Below are 17,409 nucleotides of genomic sequence, written 5' to 3' on the forward strand. Positions count from 1 at the left end.
AAGACTCCGCTTAAGCATACAAACTTAAACGAAGTCTGGCAAATTTTATTATCGTTTATTCTTACATTGATTGTGCATCTGTTTCGTCCAAAGCAGTCTGTACATCAATCTCACGATGCATATTTTCCTGCATAAATGTTAATTCAAATACTTCTTTTAATTTACGGACAGGAATGATTTCAATTCCCTTTATTGTATACAAAAATGGTTGCATGTTTTCAGCCGGAATAATGACTTTCTTAGCCCCCGCTTTTTTCGCAGCTTTTATTTTTGCGTACACACCACCAATAGGCTTCACTTCTCCGTGGATACTTATTTCACCTGTCATCGCTACTTCATTATTCACATATGTACGATGCACCGCTGAATAAACACCCGTTGCCATAGCAATCCCTGCCGAAGGACCATCAATCGGGATACCGCCCGGAAAGTTAATATGTATATCATAGCCTTCTGGAAGTACATCTAGAGAACGGAGTACTGTTAATACGTTATCAACAGAACCTTTCGCCATACTTTTACGGCGGATTGATTTCGTTTGACTCCCAATACTTTCCTCTTCCACAATACCAGTTACATTTACTGATCCTTTATCTTTCGCAGGAATAGCTGTTACCTCAATTTCTAATAAAGCGCCTGTATTCGGTCCATATACAGCAAGCCCATTCACAAGGCCAATCCTTGGAATTGGATAAATGTGCTTTTCATACTTTGGTGTAAGTTGGCTCGAATGAACAACCCACTCAATATCTTCATCTTTAATGAAAGAACGTTCTTCATTTATCGCCATACCAGCAGAAATTTGTACGAGATTAATCGCTTCCCGTCCATTTCTTGCATACATTCCAATCATTTCAATACCGTTCTCACCTATTTGCATTTCCACTTTGTCAGCTGCATTCTTCGCTACTTTTTGAATTTCTTCTGTTTCTAACTCCCGGAAGAACACTTCTAAACACCGCGACCGAATTGCAGGAGGAATTTCCTCTGGCGAACGAGTCGTTGCACCAACTAAGCGAAAATCGGCTGGTAAACCTTTTTGAAAGATATCATGTATATACGTTGGAATCATCGAATTTTCTTCACTATAGTACGCACTTTCCAAAAATACTTTCCGATCTTCTAACACCTTTAACATTTTGTTCATTTGAATCGGATGTAACTCACCAATCTCATCAATAAACAAAATGCCTCCATGTGCATCTGTTACAGCCCCTTTTTTCGGTTGCGGGATACCCGCTTGCCCCATTGCACCCGCTCCTTGATAAATTGGATCATGGACTGAACCAATTAAAGGATCTGCAATACCACGTTCATCAAACCTAGCTGTCGTCGCATCAAGTTCAATAAATGTTGCATTCGTACGAAATGGTGATTTCGGGTTTCGTTTCGCTTCTTCTAATACAAGGCGTGCTGCCGCTGTCTTTCCGACACCTGGCGGACCATATATGATTACATGTTGCGGATTAGGACCACAAAGAGCCGCTTTTAACGACTTAATCCCGTCTTCTTGCCCTACAATGTCTAAAAAGGATGTAGGACGCACCTTTTCCGCAAGTGGCTCTGTTAAAGAAATCTCACGCATTTTACGAAGCTGCTCCAATTCTTTTTTCGATTCTCGATCAATTGAAACTTTTTGTGTTCGCTGATTTCGAAGTAAATGCCAAAAGTACAATCCGACAATTACACCAAAAACAAGTTGAACAAGTAAAAATATATTTGTCCAGCTCATAATTCATTTCCTCCCGCTATGTTTTATCATTTAGTATTTCCTGGGAGGAATAGTGCTAAACATAAAGAAAAACAGCAATTATAAAAATTGCTGTTTCTTCTTCGCATTATGCAGATGTTTTTGTATCAAGTACAGTACCGTCTTGTAACACCAATTTTGGCGGTGCATTATCAGCTACTGTTTCTTTTGTAAGAACACACTTCTCGATATCTTTGCGAGATGGAAGTTCAAACATTACATCAAGCATTAAGCCTTCAATAATAGAACGAAGTCCACGAGCACCTGTCTTACGTTCAATTGCTTTTTTCGCAATCTCAACTAGTGCACCTTCTTCAAACTCTAACTCAACATCGTCAAGCTCCAATAATTTTTGGAATTGCTTAACAAGTGCATTTTTCGGTTTAGTTAAAATATCTACAAGAGCATCTTCATCAAGCGGCTCTAGATTCGCAATAACTGGAAGACGACCGATAAACTCCGGAATTAAACCGAATCTTAAAAGATCCTCTGGTAAAACGTGAGATAAAACATGCTTCTCATTTACATCAGCATTTTTCTTCTCAGCACCAAATCCAATTACTTTCTCACCAAGGCGACGTTTAATAATAGGCTCGATGCCATCAAACGCTCCACCACAAATGAATAAGATGTTCGTTGTATCAATTTGAATAAACTCTTGATGCGGGTGCTTACGACCACCTTGAGGTGGAACGCTTGCTACAGTACCTTCTAGAATTTTCAGAAGTGCCTGCTGTACGCCTTCACCAGATACATCACGTGTAATTGATGGATTTTCGGACTTACGTGCCACTTTATCAATCTCATCAATATAAATGATTCCTTTTTCCGCTTTCTCTACATCATAATCAGCTGCTTGGATTAATTTTAGTAAGATGTTTTCTACATCTTCCCCTACATATCCAGCTTCCGTTAAAGATGTTGCGTCCGCGATCGCAAATGGAACATTTAAAATACGCGCTAATGTTTGTGCCAATAATGTTTTACCACTACCAGTTGGCCCAATAAGTGAAATATTACTCTTCGCTAATTCTACATCATCAATTTTGCTGTTAGAATTAATGCGTTTGTAATGGTTATATACCGCTACCGCTAGTGCTTTTTTCGCGTTATCTTGTCCGATGACATACTCATCTAAGATTTCACGAATTTCTACCGGTTTCGGTACATCTTTGAATTCTACTTCTTCGTCCTTCGCAAGCTCCTCTTGTACAATTTCAGTACAAAGCTCGATACACTCGTCACAAATGTAAACACCTGGACCTGCAACTAGCTTTCGAACTTGCGTTTGTGTTTTACCACAGAAAGAACATTTTAATTGACCTTTTTCATCATTAAATTTAAACATATTTTCACACCCCTTACAAAGTGCTAATCTCTTGCCTTCGTATGTACACGATAAATGTATCGTATGTAAATACATATTATGTCACTACGTGGCGAGAAATACAAATAATATGACTAGTTATGTACAAATAAAAAAATTTTAAAACTTTTGAAATATGTATATTCGACTTACAAAGGAACTTTTCCTTCTTCATCAAAAAGTTTTATAAATATATTTCTATATTTATAAAACAAGGCACGATTAAAATCGCGCCTTGTTATTTTATTATGCAGCGTTGTCTACTAAGAAGTCTACAGCTTTACGCACTTTAAGATCTTCAGATAAAGCGTCTACGCTTCCAAGAGCTTGCTTGATAGCGTCTACTGGCATACCGTACATTTCAGCCATTTTTTCAACTTCTGCAGTTACTTCTTCTTCAGTAACTTCGATGTTTTCAGCTTCAATGATAGCTTCAAGAACAAGATTGATTCTTACACGTTTTTGTGCATCCTCTTTCATTTGCTCTTTTAACTTGTCAGCGTCAGTACCTGTGAATTGGTAGTAAAGCTCAAGGTTCATACCTTGTTGGCTTAAACGTTGCTCGAATTCACGAACCATACGATCTAACTCAGTGTCGATCATAGCTTCTGGAATGTCGATTTCAGCGTTAGCAGCAGCTAATTCTACTACTTCGTCACGTACTTTGTGCTCAGCTTCGTGCTTTTTGCCTTCTTCTAAGTTTGTGCGAAGTTTTGTTTTTAATTCATCAAGAGTTGCAACTTCTTCGTCAGCATCTTTAGCGAACTCGTCGTTTAACTCAGGAAGTTCTTTTGTTTTGATTTCGTGAATTGTTACTTTGAATGTTGCTGGTTTGCCAGCTAATTCAGCAGCATGGTACTCTTCTGGGAATGATACTTCAACGTCTTTAGAATCACCAGATTTAAGACCAATTACTTGCTCTTCGAAACCTGGGATGAAAGTACCAGAACCGATTGCAAGAGAGTAGTTTTCGCCTTTTCCGCCTTCAAATGCTTCGCCATCAACGAAACCTTCGAAGTCGATTACAGCTGTATCACCGTTTTCAATAGTTCCTTCTTCTTTAACAACTAGTTCAGCTTGACGCTCTTGTAAAGCTTTTACTTCGTTCTCTACATCTTCGTCAGTTACAGTTGTTTCAACTTTTTCTACTGCTAAACCTTTGTACTCACCTAATTTAACTTCAGGTTTCACTGTAACTTTTGCAGTGAAGATAAGGTTAGCATTTTTTTCGAACTTCTCGATGTCGATTTCAGGATGATCAACTGGGAAGATACCAGCTTCATCGATTGCTTCACCGTATGCTTTTGGTAAGATGATATCTAAAGCATCTTGGTATAAAGATTCAATACCAAAGCGTTGTTCGAATAATGGACGAGGCATTTTTCCTTTACGGAAACCTGGTACATTAATTGTTTTTACTACTTTTTTGAACGCAGCGTCGATAGAGTTGTTTACTTCTTTAGCATCAACTTCGATTGTTAAAACGCCAACGTTACCTTCTAATTTTTCCCATTTTGTAGACATTTATTCTTTCCCTCCAACTATAATAATGTATGCACATACCTCTATAGATTAAGACCTTCATTATCTCTTTTTTGAAATAACAAATGTACAAATAATCTTCTAGCAAAAGCTTTCAGATATAATGTTCCAATCTACTAATTGTCTAAAAGACAATTACGGTATATTTTGTTCGAGAATAATATGAAACATATTAAGTAAGAGAATTATACTTCTCTTCTCTTACAAACAGGCAGATTTCTGCCTTTTGCAACCCTTACATTATAACATAGAATATGCTCGTTTCAATAACTGAACGATTCTTTTTCATAATTATACGGGCAAATACCCTTCTCTTTCAATGCGTAATAACCATTGATAAGCAATATGAAATTCCTCAAATTCAATATTGTATGCTGTCATAAGTTCTTCTTCATCAATAGCTAATCCGAAACGCTTTCTTCCAATTCTCTCTAAGACGGCAGCCCAAATTTCTACTTTATCCATTAATAGAGGGAATGGGAAGGTGCTAATTTGTAATTCTTTCCAGTATGTAACCATTGCATCAAATATATCCGGATAATTTTGCTCTAATCGGCTTGATAATTTATGTATTATTTTATCGGATTGCTCCTCATTATGACCTGTAAATGCCGGAATCACCTTTATCGTATTTCCAAACTTCTCTACTTCTATCTCTTCTTCTATTTGATTTTCTACCATCTTATACAAAATAGAAGTTTTCAAATAAGGGTGTTGCTTTTCCTCTATTAAAAATTTCTTTAAAGCAGGAAGTGCAAGATCCAGGTCTTTTAATGAAAGTTTCTGGATCACTCTTAGCTTTTGACCAAAGTTCCCTCCAAAAAGTTCATTAGTAAACTCGTCTAATTCAAAATCCGAATCAACTAGCGACGCGTCTTCCTCATTTAGCATACCTTCTGCAAATAAAGCGAGCTGCGCTAATTTTTCCTTTTGCTCGGGCATTATGTCTTTCGTTTGCAAAACTTTTTCGACAGTTTCAATAACACCTTCATAATCATTTGTTTGAACTAAAATCGTCACATACGTTTCAAGAATGTCACCAAATAATACAGCTCCCGTTTCAAGCAACTGCTCACATTTTTCTTTCGCTTCTTCCATATGCTTTAATTCTAACAAACAAATAACCGAAGCTAATTCTGTTTGTTCCGTTTCCGCATTATACTGACGTAATATTTCAAAGCAGCGCAATGCATCTTCGAATTTCCGCTCTTTCAACGCTAAAAAACCTTCATCAATATAGCGTGCTGATAGTTGCGGAAACAATACGACCGTATTTTCTTTTTTATCCATACGTTCGCCTCTTTTTCTAGATTTTAATTATCTTCAAAGTAAATATATCAAATGCGTAATGAGAACACAACATTCCAAAACCATTCGTTTGAAATATAAGAATATTTAATTTTTATATCAGAAAATCAACAACCTTTTAAATAAAATTCATTTTTCACAAACAAAAACCCTCAGCAACAGAAGCAGAGGATTCATCATTAATGGAAAGCATTTATAATTGTGGGGTATATAACAAGGGTAATAATTTGGAGAACAATAATTGCCATAACAATCATGCTAAAGTAGAAGATTGGTTTACTTCGCTTCATTAAAAACATAATAATAAGCATCGTACAAGCAAACAAACTTAAGAAGAACAAACTCGTTGTCGAACTAAGTATACCACTCGGGACAAAGAACAATAATACTACACTACAAGTACCTATAATTCCGAATAACCATTCCATTCATTCACTCATTCCCTTTCCCTCTCATGGTAGTTTTTTCTAAGCGATTAAATGTTTTACAACATCAACTACATACGTTAATTTCTCATACGCTACAAATCCAAAAGCAACTGTTAAACCCGTTACGATTAATCCCTTCATCATTTCTTCCTCCTCGTTTTATCGTTGTTACCTTCATTATAGAGGATTAGTAATTTGTTACCATCGAACTTCCTTACACTTACCTTACAGAATTGTAAGCTTTCCAAAAATGAAAAAAACACCTCATATTACTCGAGGCGTTTTCCGGAATTTCTCTATATTCATTTACAATTGATGCATTTTTATAGTTTTTTATTTCACGCTATTAATTAACTCACTCATGCCGCGTGAATGAATCATCATTATTCAAATCGGTAACTTTTACCACCTTTGATCTCGGATCATATATAGAATGAATCGCAGAGTACAGTTTCCCCATCGATATAATTAACAGTCACACTCGTAATTGACGCAGAATATTCATACCGAACAGCTTCTTTTCCATCTACTGTAGCCCACGAACTAGACTCCGCATTCTTTTGCAACTTTCCCGTGACTTCTTCCGCCGTCATACCTACGGATAAAGCATTAAAACTTCCAACGTTTAGCATACCACGATCACAATACTTCCCGTTCGAATCACACGTATTGAACGTTTGAAGTTCAGGCCTTGGCTTCACCGATTCCTCGGAATTTTTTACATTTTTTGCTTCATCCACCTTTTTATCAGTAGACTTCCCCTTCTTTTCAACCTGTTCACTCTTCTTTGGCGTTTCCTTTCCCATAGAAGTGTTATCTTGTGCGCATCCGACCAATAAACTTAACATCAGCACCCCTACTACAAAATACTTTTTCATATTCATTTCTCCTGTTTATATTGTTAATTATGTAATAATAGCTATTTACTCCTAATAGCACCTTAATTTCTATATGGTAGTATAGCAAAAAAAACAAAATATATATCCACACAATCACTATAGCTACAGCGATTCCAAATGTTTTTATTACGACTCATAGTTTAGTTATTTCCAATTTTTATTTACACACATCACTTTTAGACAAACAAAAAACCTTGTTATCAAAAGATAACAAGGTTTTTTTAGCGTCCCAGGAGAGATTCGAACTCCCGACCCGTCAATTACCGATATATAAACGATTCTTTCATCGCTTACTGAACGTTCATTTGTGCGGTCAACTGACCATTTTTGTTAATTAATATTATACGCTATATAGTAGTTCTACATCAATGTTGAATACCTTTTTGTTCTATCGATTCCCTATCGAAAATTCTGACGCATTTAGATGAATTCCCTTATCCACGGAATAAAAAATAATCGTCTTAAAATGCGAATCTCGGCGTACCTTTCCGCACTATTTTATATATTTTGATTGCAGTCTTAATATATCTTCCTCTTCGCGAATGCCTGCCGATCCCTTCCTCACATTTTTTACGACAGTCCAATTCGGGTTAGTTTCATCACCGATGTTCTGTACTGTAAAGTTGCCGTCACCATATTTTCGGTGACCTTCTGCCAATTTCTCCGTTAAATCATTTTCTTTTGATCTCGCCATATTTGCGCCATCTCCCTTTTTTATACAACCTTCTTAAACTGTCCAATCAATCACACGTCCAGTCAATTGGAGATCCTCACTTTCCGCTTCTATTAATTCTAACACACTGCCGGGGATAAGTTCCGATAACGGCTGCCCAATCGTACTAGAAACGTTATTTTCTTTGAATTTGAATGATCTGACGCCAGTTACGCTAAATGATGCGATTCCTTGCCGCTGCATTTTGTTTGTATCGTTATAAACAATTACTAAGTATGCGCTGAATTCACATATCGCATTATAGGGGATATCATATCCTTCGAATTGATTGTACAACGTTCGATCCGCCGAGTTCATTAATCGTACTTTCTTTTGATCGTCCGCATCGTGCCAGTCTTCGTTGCTGATAACGTATGTGTCGATATGTTGTTTTAACAGAATTCGATAAAATAGCTAACGAACTAGAAAGAGCTACGGAAAAATTTCGCACGGCGGATGCTGAATACGAAGATAATCCAATCAAAGGCGAGATAACAAATACTGTGGCTTCTTCAGAAAAAAGCCTTCTCCGAAATTGCGGAATCAGGTACCATTGTTAAAAGTAGGAACAAACCGCCATTTGAACATTTATTAGAAGAGATTCCACCAACGAAAATAAATGTAATAAGAAAAGAAGAATAAGGAGGCTTTTATATGGCATTACATGATACGGATCAAGTCGATTTAGTATTAATAGACGAGGATAATAAAGATAATGTGTACTTAACAACCTTTGATGCTTTAGAGTGGAATAAAAGCGAAGAACTTGACGATAAACACATTTTACTTTTACAAGACAAAATCAATACATATTTAGGATTCATTGAAAGTGATGAAATTTATGAAAAAGTTCCAAGTACAATAGGAAGAACACAATTTATTATACAAGTGTATCCGCAGAATGAACCTAGTTTTTATGGGAAAAAGTTTTATAATATTGTAAGTGAACAATTAGGAGAATCTGGATATGGATTTGAGTTCCATCATAAACCTATTGATTCTTTAAATTAAATAAGAGGAATAGGGCGCATAAATGGTGCTCTTTTTTTAATGTGCTTTAATCTGTTACATATACTCATTAACATATATTCCGTTGTAGTATTTTCACACCTCTTGCACATACATCAATTTTTAGACAAACAAAAAACCTTGTTATCAAAAGATAACAAGGTTTTGTTAGCGTCCCAGGAGAGATTCGAACTCCCGACCGACGGCTTAGAAGGCCGTTGCTCTATCCTGCTGAGCTACTGGGACATGGAGCGGGTGAAGAGAATCGAACTCTCGACCAGAGCTTGGAAGGCTCTTGTTTTACCACTAAACTACACCCGCATATGTTATTTTATTTTTCTTCGTTAGCGCCGTTGCCCTATCGACAATATTTATTATATTCATAACCACTTATAAAGTCAACACTTTTTTAAAAGAGGATAATTTTTATTATCCTCTTTTAAAAATTGCTTGTTCAACTAGCTGTCCGTCTAATGTTTCAAAACGAACTTCTATATGATTTTCATCCATTTCTAATAAAGCGAATGTCTTTTCCACACGAGAGCGCGGGAGCAAAATACTTCCTGGATTAATAAATAAAATCCCATCAAGTAATTCTGCCCCTAGTACATGAGAATGTCCAAAGCACGCTACTTGTGCTCCTACTTCTTCTGCATGATACGCTAACGTTTGTAACGTCATTTTCACATTATGACGATGACCGTGTACAACTAAGAAACGAATTCCATCTACATCAGTTACAATTTCATCTTGAAAGTTAGCATAATCACAATTCCCTTTTACAACATGGAAACCTTGTAGCTCTTCGTGAGCAGGCGTTAGCTCTGAATCACCACAATGAATCATGACATCTACTTTCCCTTCATATTTCTCTTTTAACTGCTGTAATTCCTTCACAGAGCTATGACTATCGCTTACGATTAAAGCTTTCATCAATTTCTCTCCCTTATTCTTCTAAAAACCATTCTGGGATTTTCTCTTCTAATTTACGAAGAGCGCGTCCACGGTGGCTAATGGCATTTTTCTCATCTGAGCTTAGCTCCGCCATCGCTTTTTTATATTCTTCTACATAAAAAATCGGATCGTATCCAAAACCATTTTCCCCGCGGCGCTGTTCTAAGATTTTCCCTTCACACGTTCCGTTTACAATAACAGGCTCTTTATCTGCTTCAGGGAAAGCAACCGCTAGCGCGCAGTAAAAACGAGCTGTACGTTTTTCTAAATCGATGTCAGTTAACTCTTGCAACACTTTATCGATATTCGCTTGGTCATCTTTCGGCTCTCCAGCAAAACGAGCTGAATATACACCCGGCTTCCCGTTTAAGGCATCTACAATAAGACCAGAGTCATCCGCAATTACGATGGAATTCAACTGTCTACTAAGACTGTCCGCTTTCAAAATTGCATTTTCTTCAAATGTTTCACCAGTTTCTTCGACTTCTTCAATATGAGGAAAATCGTGTAAAGATTTCACTTCTAAATCAAATCTCTCAAATAACTCAGCAAACTCACGTACTTTCCCAAGATTTTTCGTCGCTACAACAACTTGCTTCATATTTTCCACCTCTACTCTATATGAGATACGATGTCACCTAACGCTTCTTTTTGCTTTTCAACAAGTTGGAAGATCCCTTGTTCCGCAGCATCAAGTAGTTCATTTAATTCTGCTCTGCTAAACGTCGCTTCTTCTCCAGTTCCTTGCACTTCAACAAACTGACCTTTTCCAGTCATAATAACGTTCATATCAACATCCGCTTTAGAATCTTCGGCATAATTTAAATCTAAAACGACACCTTGCTCTTCAACAACACCTACTGACGTTGCCGCTAAATAATCTTTTACAGGAATTTTAGATACTTTGTCTGCTTGCAATAATTTTTCAAAAGCTAATACCATCGCTACATAAGCACCTGTAATTGAAGCTGTTCTCGTTCCGCCATCCGCTTGAATTACATCACAGTCAATCCAAACCGTTCTTTCGCCAAGCGCTTCTAAATCGACAACCGCACGTAATGCTCGTCCAATTAAACGCTGGATTTCCATTGTACGCCCTGTTACTTTCCCTTTACTTGACTCCCTGATTGTACGTTGCTCTGTCGCACGTGGAATCATTGAGTATTCTGCTGTTACCCAGCCTTTTCCTTCTCCACGCATAAACGGCGGTACACGCTCTTCAATTGTCGCTGAACAAATTACCTTTGTATCCCCAACTTCAATTAGTACCGATCCCTCTGGATGTTTTAAATAATTTGTATGAATATGTATATGGCGTAACTCTGCTTGTCCTCTACCATCTACTCGCATAAAAATAACCCCCTCATAAATACTCTCATTAGTATAGCCAAATTTAAATGTACGATATGTATAACAATAAAAGAAGGGGAACTCAAAAAGCAATCCCCCTTTCTTACATAATTATATCAAATTATTCACGATTAAAAACTACCTGTATTCACGTTTTGTGGACGATCAACAGGTTTTGTTAACTTTTCACCTTTCTCATCCATCAGATTCGCTTTCCCATTCACTTCAATAGAAACATTTTTCACACCTTGTTTTTCCGTTAAAGATAAGACTAACGACTTCAATACGTAATTTGAAATCACACTCTTGTCTTGGTTCGCAAATATATTTTCATTAAAGTTTAATGTAAGATTTCCATTTTGTAATTTCGGATTCGTAATAAGCTTAACTCCTGGATTAAAATCATTCAGAAGCGATTGATGAATCGGTCCTTTTACAAGTTCATCTATAATTGCTGCATAATCATTTTCTTTCCCTTCTACAACGCGTCTTGTTACCGGTACGTAATATTGCTGCTTATTATTATTTTGCGCCATAAAGTAAAGTGTAACCGGTTTTGTATGCGTTACATCTGCTACTTGTTCATCATCAAAGTTAATTCCATTCGCACGACTTACACCTTCACCAAGCGGTGTACCCGCAACAGGCATCTTCGCTAACTTTTCACCATTTATTTGGAACTGCACTTGTTTTATTTCTGTAAATTGAGTCAAAGTCCACGCTACTGATTCAACAATTTGACGCTCTTCTTCCTTTGAATAATTTTTCATTTCTTTAGAGAAATCAATTACCGCTGTCCCATCTTTTTTCAAATCCAAGGTCATCGTCGTATTCGCTGGAAGGACTGCTCGAAATCCATTCGGCAATAAATTTGTGACTGGTCCATCTTTCACAAGATACTCTAACGTTTGCTTTACAACTTCATTCGCTTTCGGAGTAGGCATTGCAATAGTTTGCGGTACGACATATCCATTTTTATCAACGAGGTATAACTCTCTATTTACTGTTTGCCCTTGTTTATCTTTTTTAGCTGTTTCTTTCTTTTCACCTTCTGTATACGTAACTTTTTTCGGTGGATCAATTTGTTCTGTTGCTTTCTCTTGATTTAATAAGCCACACCCTGATAATAAAATCGCACTCACAGTAGCACCAACAACCCATTTAAAAGTGGATTTAGGCATGCCATTCCCCCCTAAAATCTAAGTTTGTACTATTATGTATACGAGCTGTTTCATATTTTAGAACAAGCTATAGCTACTTACACAGAAAAAACCCCTGATTTCTCAGGAGTTCTCTTATATGAATCTACTATTATTCTGTTTCTAAATTAATATGCTTCACATTTTCAATCGGCTGACCAAACCACTTTGATGCAATTTCTTTAAACAGACCTATTTTACCAGTCGTTAAGAAGAGGTGATCACTTTGTTCTTCTCCCTCGTTTAACATCTTACTATGGTATAAAATCGTACTTACCTCACGAGCTGTTTCATCACCCGAACTAATTAATTGCACTTGATCTCCCATTACCTTTTTTATAACAGGACCTAAAATCGGATAATGTGTACACCCTAAAATAAGTGTATCAATGTCTGTACTTTTCAACGGTTGCAATGTTGCTCTTACAACCTCATACGCCATTTCGCTTTCGAAATTCCCACTCTCTACAAGCTCAACGAAAGGTGGGCACGCTAAACTTTCTACCATAACACGGTTATTAATAGATTTTAGCGCCTCTTCATAGGCACCACTTTTTACTGTTCCAATCGTCCCAATAATCCCAACATGATACGTATTTGTCACTTTTAAAGCTGTACGTGATCCTGGATGAATAACTCCAACTACTGGAATTGGCAACTGTTTCTGCATTTCTTCCAACACAACCGCAGTTGCTGTATTACACGCAATCACTAACATTTTGATATTTAAATCTAATAAATGCTCCGTCATTTCCCACGTAAATTGACGCACTTCTTCACGAGAACGCGGACCATAAGGGCAACGTGCTGTATCCCCTAAATATATAATACGCTCTTTCGGCAACTGACGAATTAATTCCTTCGCTACTGTTAAACCGCCAACTCCTGAATCGATTACACCGATCGCTCTATTCAACTTAATCACCCGTTTTCTCATTCATCATCTTATTTTATGTTTATCATTATATTTTACGCACTTTAAGTTCGCTCACTTAAAATGCTCCTGTATGAAATTTTTTTATCTGTATCTGCATAGACTAGGACCTTTTTTATTTTGCTCCTTTTTTTCATAATTTGCAAGACAGAAAAATAAACGATCCTCTATATGAAAATTGGTTTCTTCTATATAAAATACGTATTCATTACGACACTTTTCTCTGAACAGAAGACATTCCTATTAATAAGAAGAAATGAGCAGAAAGTAAACTCCCCACCACTCAGTATCTCTTACAAGCTTACTTGAAGTGGGGACTTCTCGGTTCATCGTTACTTTTGATAGTTAACGAATTTGTCTTAGGACAGCCGAGCTAACTCCCTTGTTCCAAAGGTTATTTCTTACCATTTATATCAATTTATTTCAATTTCAATCTAGGCTATACATAAAAGTACCCACTACCTTTGTTAGTAGCGGGTACTTTTTCTATAATTTATTTACAGCTCTTTTTATAGCCTTACCTATTTCTATACTAGACTGCGGATTTTGCCCTGTAATTAAATGCCCATCTACTACTACATGTGGCGTGAAATTTGGAGCAACATAAAACAAAGCCCCTTCTTCTTTCAATTTACTTTCTAATAAAAACGGCACTCTCTTTTCTAAATGTACAGCTTTTTCTTCATCGTTTGTATAACCTGTTATACGCTTACCGGCAACAAAAAACGAGCCATCTTTATTTTTCACACCGACCAAAGAACTTACTCCGTGACAAACAGCCGCTACAATCCGGTTATTGTTGTACATGTTCTCAATCAAATTCGCTACATATGGATTACCAGGAAAATCCACAATAGCCCCGTGTCCACCACCAAATAAAACTGCATCATAATCTAAAAAGTGAACAGTAGATATTGGTTTTGTATTTTGCAACAAAGAAGCGACATGCTTAAATTCACGAGGTATACCATTTGGAATTGATACTCTATCAATAGGCACCCTTCCACCTTCTATAGATACAAGATCAACATCGAACTTAGCCTTTTTAAATAAATTATACGGAGCTGCGAGTTCTTCAAGCCATAAACCAGTCGGGTGTCCATTCATATCATGAGCGCTTGTTGAAACTAATAATACTCTTTTCAACACATCCCCTCCTTACTACCTATTTATGTATGAAACATTCTTATCATTCATATAGCACGTGAAACAGACAGAAAAATAGCCGACTCTTCATATAAAAGTCGGCTGCTTTCTTATAGTTCGAGTTCTCCCATACGAAGAAGCTCTACAACTGCTTGTGAACGTCCTTTAACCCCTAGCTTTTGCATTGCGTTTGAAATGTGATTGCGTACTGTTTTTTCACTTATAAAAAGTTCACCTGCAATTTCCTTCGTCGTTTTATCTTGAACGAGTAATTCAAATACTTCTCTTTCTCTCTTTGTGAGTAACGGTTTAGATTGATACGCTTTTTCCTTCAACTGGTATAACCCTCCTTGCTTAAGCCAGAGCTGTATATGTGTAAGTTGGGTGTTTATTTAGTCAAGATATTGTATGAACGAAATGTGCAGGTGGTGAATGAAAATGGGCTTTATTTCTTATGTTATTTTAGACTTTTATACAGTGCATACACTCGATTTATCCACTTACTTTCCAGTACGCCATATTTGTTCTAGCAATATACTTACAACAGTACCTACAAACAAACCATTACCGAATACATATTGCATAACAGAAGGCAATGATTGAAGTGCTCCAGACGGTAAAAACATAACGCCGCAGCCAAACAATACCGCGACTCCTAAGATCGTTACATTCCGTTCGCTAAGTGGCACTTGTTTTATATTATGAAATCCAATTCCAATGAGTTGCACGAACGAAGCCATTAAAACCGCAGATGCGACCGCGGATGGCAGAGAGGCTAAATAACGAATAATACTTGGAAATAGCGACATAACGACTAATAGTACACAGGCCAATAAGAATGAACGCATATACTTTTGATTTGTTAAACGTATGAAACCTGCCGTTGCCGGTAATGGAACGACACCTACTGTTGAAAATAAAGAAGAAATCATATGCGAAATCCCTCCAACCCACGTACCGTTTCTCAACTGTTTTTGTTCAATAGTCGCTTTATGAATGGTAGCTTGATTAATTGCTATAATAGCTGCCACTGTATTTGAAACTAAAATACATACCATAACGAAACTTGATACAGCCATACCTGTATTCCATTTTGGAAGTCCCCAAGCAAATATATGTGGAAATTGTACAAAATGAGTTACTTGAGACGGAATCGTCACTTTCCCTACGATCAGAAAAATAATCCAACCGCTAATCAATCCTATTAAAACCGCATAACTTTTAACAAAACCTTTTCCAAAATTCGAAAGTATGACTACGAACAAAAATATGCCAAAAGCGATCAATGCTGTAAATCCATCAATTTGAGAAACAGTAGCTGTAATTCCTAACATTCCTTTTAAAAATACACCACTTAATTGCAAACATAATAGAAGCAAGAACGTCCCTGTAACGAGCGGTGTAAATAAAAATAAAATGCGCCCTATAAAACCCGTTACCCCTAATCCTATTAAAATAACTCCGGAAATCATCATCCCTAATTCTAATATTTGCAACGTACTATGTAGTTGATCCTGCCCGACAGTTGCATAAGCAAGTACGGTAAATACACCAACCCAAGATCCAGCTGGCCCATCCGCAATTGGTAATCTATGCCCAATCCATCCTTGTAAAAAAGAAGATATACCCACTACAAAAAACGTACGCTGCATTAAATAAAATACTTCTTCCGTCGTAAGATGAAATAATCCGCCAACGACAATTGGTAGTGCGATCGAATTCGCTAATAAAAAAATAAACCATTGCAAGGTTCCCATAATATGATTTTGGTTATGTTGATTGTCCAAATTTTTCATCCCTTCCATACATTGCGTACAAAAATACGCTTAATACTATTACGTAGCTTTTCGAAACAACTCTTTTTCTCCCCTCGATTTCTTCCCATATCCAAACGTTGCGATGTAAACTCCACAAACGATAAAAATAGCTCCAATTATTTGAATGGATGTTACACTTTTCTGCAATATAATATATCCAACTACCATCGTAACGAATGGTTCTAAATTTAAAAACATAGCCGCAGTCGACGCCTTCGTTTTTCTCAATTGATTATTCCAAACAAGCGTACAAATTCCATGCATAAGTATTGCTGTCACAATTAGAAGCGACCAACTCTCTATAGAGTATTTCAACGTTATGTGAGAAAAGGTAAAAGCAAGAAACGGTAGCATAATTAAAAAACCAAAAATTGAAGAAAAGAATGTAATAAAAAACATATCATCTCTGTTCCCCAATTTCCGAATTAAAACGATAGATAAAGAAAAAGATAGCATCGTTATAAAAATCCATATTAACCCTTCTGAAAAGACGAACCTCTGCCCAACACCAATTACAAAAAACACTCCAAAAGTAGCAATCCCTCCTCCTATTACTAACTTAGCTGTTAACGGTTCGTTTAAAATAAATACCGCTAGAATAGAAGTCATGACAGGAGTAAGCGCTAATATTAGCGCAGCTGTTGTTGGGTCTGCTGTTTGTAACCCTTCATAAAAAGACCATTGATTAATCGCGACACCTATGATCCCAATTAATAATACACTTTTCATTTCATTCTTTTCTATATATAAGTCTTTCTTACACATAATAGCGTACGCTAGAAAAAACAAATTAATAAATAGTAAGCGAAGTGTCGTTAACAACACCGGATGAAATGTATTTACTAAAATCGCACCAAATATAAAATTACTCCCCCAAACTACTACACATATAAACAGTAATATATATGTACGTGTCACCTATTCCCCTCCTTTTCTCGTAAAAAAGAAGGATTCCTATTCTTTCATTAGGAACCCTTGAAAATATATATATAAATT

At 36.7% G+C, this 17,409-nt stretch carries 18 protein-coding genes and 2 tRNA genes; 1 reads left to right on the forward strand and 19 read right to left on the reverse strand.

Annotated features, from left to right (window positions below):
* Nucleotides 1–61 precede the first annotated feature (61 nt).
* From lonB to LUS72_RS22175, 8 genes are all read right to left on the reverse strand, one after another.
* On the reverse strand, nt 62–1,732 hold the full coding sequence (gene lonB / locus LUS72_RS22140) for an ATP-dependent protease LonB (protein ID WP_141533495.1): 1,671 nt from the start codon (nt 1,730–1,732) through the stop codon (nt 62–64).
* Between the two features lie 106 nt (nt 1,733–1,838).
* Complete coding sequence (gene clpX, locus LUS72_RS22145; RefSeq protein WP_097830545.1) at nt 1,839–3,098, reverse strand: ATP-dependent protease ATP-binding subunit ClpX; 1,260 nt, start codon at nt 3,096–3,098, stop codon at nt 1,839–1,841.
* A gap of 264 nt (nt 3,099–3,362) precedes the next feature.
* On the reverse strand, nt 3,363–4,640 hold the full coding sequence (tig, locus tag LUS72_RS22150) for a trigger factor (protein ID WP_097830544.1): 1,278 nt from the start codon (nt 4,638–4,640) through the stop codon (nt 3,363–3,365).
* A 309-nt stretch (nt 4,641–4,949) separates the two neighbouring features.
* On the reverse strand, nt 4,950–5,948 hold the full coding sequence (locus LUS72_RS22155; RefSeq protein ID WP_097830543.1) for a hypothetical protein: 999 nt from the start codon (nt 5,946–5,948) through the stop codon (nt 4,950–4,952).
* Between the two features lie 197 nt (nt 5,949–6,145).
* Nucleotides 6,146–6,394: a hypothetical protein gene (locus LUS72_RS22160; RefSeq protein ID WP_002094402.1), complete on the reverse strand. Its 249-nt coding sequence runs from the start codon at nt 6,392–6,394 to the stop codon at nt 6,146–6,148.
* Nucleotides 6,395–6,816: 422 nt separating this feature from the next.
* A complete protein-coding gene (locus tag LUS72_RS22165) occupies nt 6,817–7,272 on the reverse strand; it encodes a hypothetical protein (protein WP_264448264.1) in 456 nt (151 codons plus the stop codon).
* Nucleotides 7,273–7,786: 514 nt separating this feature from the next.
* On the reverse strand, nt 7,787–7,987 hold the full coding sequence (locus LUS72_RS22170; RefSeq protein WP_097830541.1) for a cytoplasmic protein: 201 nt from the start codon (nt 7,985–7,987) through the stop codon (nt 7,787–7,789).
* A gap of 33 nt (nt 7,988–8,020) precedes the next feature.
* Nucleotides 8,021–8,302 (reverse strand): hypothetical protein, encoded by a 282-nt coding sequence (locus LUS72_RS22175; RefSeq protein WP_264448265.1) that lies wholly within the window; start codon nt 8,300–8,302, stop codon nt 8,021–8,023.
* A 357-nt stretch (nt 8,303–8,659) separates the two neighbouring features.
* On the opposite strand from LUS72_RS22175, the gene LUS72_RS22180 reads away from it, so the two are divergent.
* A complete protein-coding gene (locus tag LUS72_RS22180) occupies nt 8,660–9,016 on the forward strand; it encodes a DUF6572 domain-containing protein (RefSeq protein ID WP_264448266.1) in 357 nt (118 codons plus the stop codon).
* Between the two features lie 169 nt (nt 9,017–9,185).
* On the opposite strand, the gene LUS72_RS22185 is transcribed toward LUS72_RS22180, so the two are convergent.
* The 11 genes from LUS72_RS22185 to LUS72_RS22235 form a co-directional block, all read right to left on the reverse strand.
* Nucleotides 9,186–9,259: transfer RNA gene (locus LUS72_RS22185), tRNA-Arg, on the reverse strand.
* Between the two features lies 1 nt (nt 9,260).
* A tRNA-Gly gene (locus LUS72_RS22190) sits at nt 9,261–9,334 on the reverse strand.
* 108 nt (nt 9,335–9,442) lie between these two features.
* Nucleotides 9,443–9,946, reverse strand: coding sequence for a metallophosphoesterase (locus LUS72_RS22195; protein WP_097830540.1), 504 nt, complete (start codon nt 9,944–9,946; stop codon nt 9,443–9,445).
* 13 nt (nt 9,947–9,959) lie between these two features.
* On the reverse strand, nt 9,960–10,568 hold the full coding sequence (locus tag LUS72_RS22200) for an XTP/dITP diphosphatase (protein ID WP_002143277.1): 609 nt from the start codon (nt 10,566–10,568) through the stop codon (nt 9,960–9,962).
* Nucleotides 10,569–10,579: 11 nt separating this feature from the next.
* The gene (gene rph / locus LUS72_RS22205) at nt 10,580–11,317 is read right to left on the reverse strand and encodes a ribonuclease PH (protein WP_001261778.1); all 738 of its coding nucleotides are present in this window, start codon (nt 11,315–11,317) and stop codon (nt 10,580–10,582) included.
* A 131-nt stretch (nt 11,318–11,448) separates the two neighbouring features.
* Nucleotides 11,449–12,498, reverse strand: a complete 1,050-nt coding sequence (locus LUS72_RS22210; protein ID WP_264448267.1) for a GerMN domain-containing protein — start codon at nt 12,496–12,498, stop codon at nt 11,449–11,451.
* Between the two features lie 130 nt (nt 12,499–12,628).
* Nucleotides 12,629–13,441, reverse strand: coding sequence for a glutamate racemase (gene racE / locus LUS72_RS22215; protein WP_000593836.1), 813 nt, complete (start codon nt 13,439–13,441; stop codon nt 12,629–12,631).
* 495 nt (nt 13,442–13,936) lie between these two features.
* Nucleotides 13,937–14,599: a type 1 glutamine amidotransferase domain-containing protein gene (locus LUS72_RS22220; RefSeq protein ID WP_097830538.1), complete on the reverse strand. Its 663-nt coding sequence runs from the start codon at nt 14,597–14,599 to the stop codon at nt 13,937–13,939.
* Between the two features lie 107 nt (nt 14,600–14,706).
* Nucleotides 14,707–14,931: a spore germination transcription factor GerE gene (gene gerE / locus LUS72_RS22225; RefSeq protein WP_000659484.1), complete on the reverse strand. Its 225-nt coding sequence runs from the start codon at nt 14,929–14,931 to the stop codon at nt 14,707–14,709.
* A gap of 165 nt (nt 14,932–15,096) precedes the next feature.
* Entirely contained in the window at nt 15,097–16,392 is a 1,296-nt protein-coding gene (locus LUS72_RS22230) for a purine/pyrimidine permease (RefSeq protein WP_097830537.1), read from the reverse strand.
* Nucleotides 16,393–16,431: 39 nt separating this feature from the next.
* Nucleotides 16,432–17,331 (reverse strand): DMT family transporter, encoded by a 900-nt coding sequence (locus LUS72_RS22235; RefSeq protein ID WP_264448268.1) that lies wholly within the window; start codon nt 17,329–17,331, stop codon nt 16,432–16,434.
* Nucleotides 17,332–17,409 lie beyond the last annotated feature (78 nt).

This window comes from Bacillus cereus, from assembly GCF_025917685.1.
GTDB lineage: Bacteria > Bacillota > Bacilli > Bacillales > Bacillaceae_G > Bacillus_A > Bacillus_A cereus_AT.

What these genes read in the sequence shown, in the direction of transcription:
- LUS72_RS22160 (WP_002094402.1), bottom strand. Translation starts at nt 6,394, where the DNA reads ATGGAATGGTTATTCGGAATTATAGGTACTTGTAGTGTAGTATTATTG.
- LUS72_RS22165 (WP_264448264.1), bottom strand. Translation starts at nt 7,272, where the DNA reads ATGAAAAAGTATTTTGTAGTAGGGGTGCTGATGTTAAGTTTATTGGTC.
- tig (WP_097830544.1), bottom strand. Translation starts at nt 4,640, where the DNA reads ATGTCTACAAAATGGGAAAAATTAGAAGGTAACGTTGGCGTTTTAACA.
- LUS72_RS22155 (WP_097830543.1), bottom strand. Translation starts at nt 5,948, where the DNA reads ATGGATAAAAAAGAAAATACGGTCGTATTGTTTCCGCAACTATCAGCA.
- LUS72_RS22170 (WP_097830541.1), bottom strand. Translation starts at nt 7,987, where the DNA reads ATGGCGAGATCAAAAGAAAATGATTTAACGGAGAAATTGGCAGAAGGT.
- clpX (WP_097830545.1), bottom strand. Translation starts at nt 3,098, where the DNA reads ATGTTTAAATTTAATGATGAAAAAGGTCAATTAAAATGTTCTTTCTGT.
- LUS72_RS22210 (WP_264448267.1), bottom strand. Translation starts at nt 12,498, where the DNA reads ATGCCTAAATCCACTTTTAAATGGGTTGTTGGTGCTACTGTGAGTGCG.
- lonB (WP_141533495.1), bottom strand. Translation starts at nt 1,732, where the DNA reads ATGAGCTGGACAAATATATTTTTACTTGTTCAACTTGTTTTTGGTGTA.
- LUS72_RS22230 (WP_097830537.1), bottom strand. Translation starts at nt 16,392, where the DNA reads ATGAAAAATTTGGACAATCAACATAACCAAAATCATATTATGGGAACC.
- LUS72_RS22200 (WP_002143277.1), bottom strand. Translation starts at nt 10,568, where the DNA reads ATGAAGCAAGTTGTTGTAGCGACGAAAAATCTTGGGAAAGTACGTGAG.
- LUS72_RS22195 (WP_097830540.1), bottom strand. Translation starts at nt 9,946, where the DNA reads ATGAAAGCTTTAATCGTAAGCGATAGTCATAGCTCTGTGAAGGAATTA.
- LUS72_RS22180 (WP_264448266.1), top strand. Translation starts at nt 8,660, where the DNA reads ATGGCATTACATGATACGGATCAAGTCGATTTAGTATTAATAGACGAG.
- rph (WP_001261778.1), bottom strand. Translation starts at nt 11,317, where the DNA reads ATGCGAGTAGATGGTAGAGGACAAGCAGAGTTACGCCATATACATATT.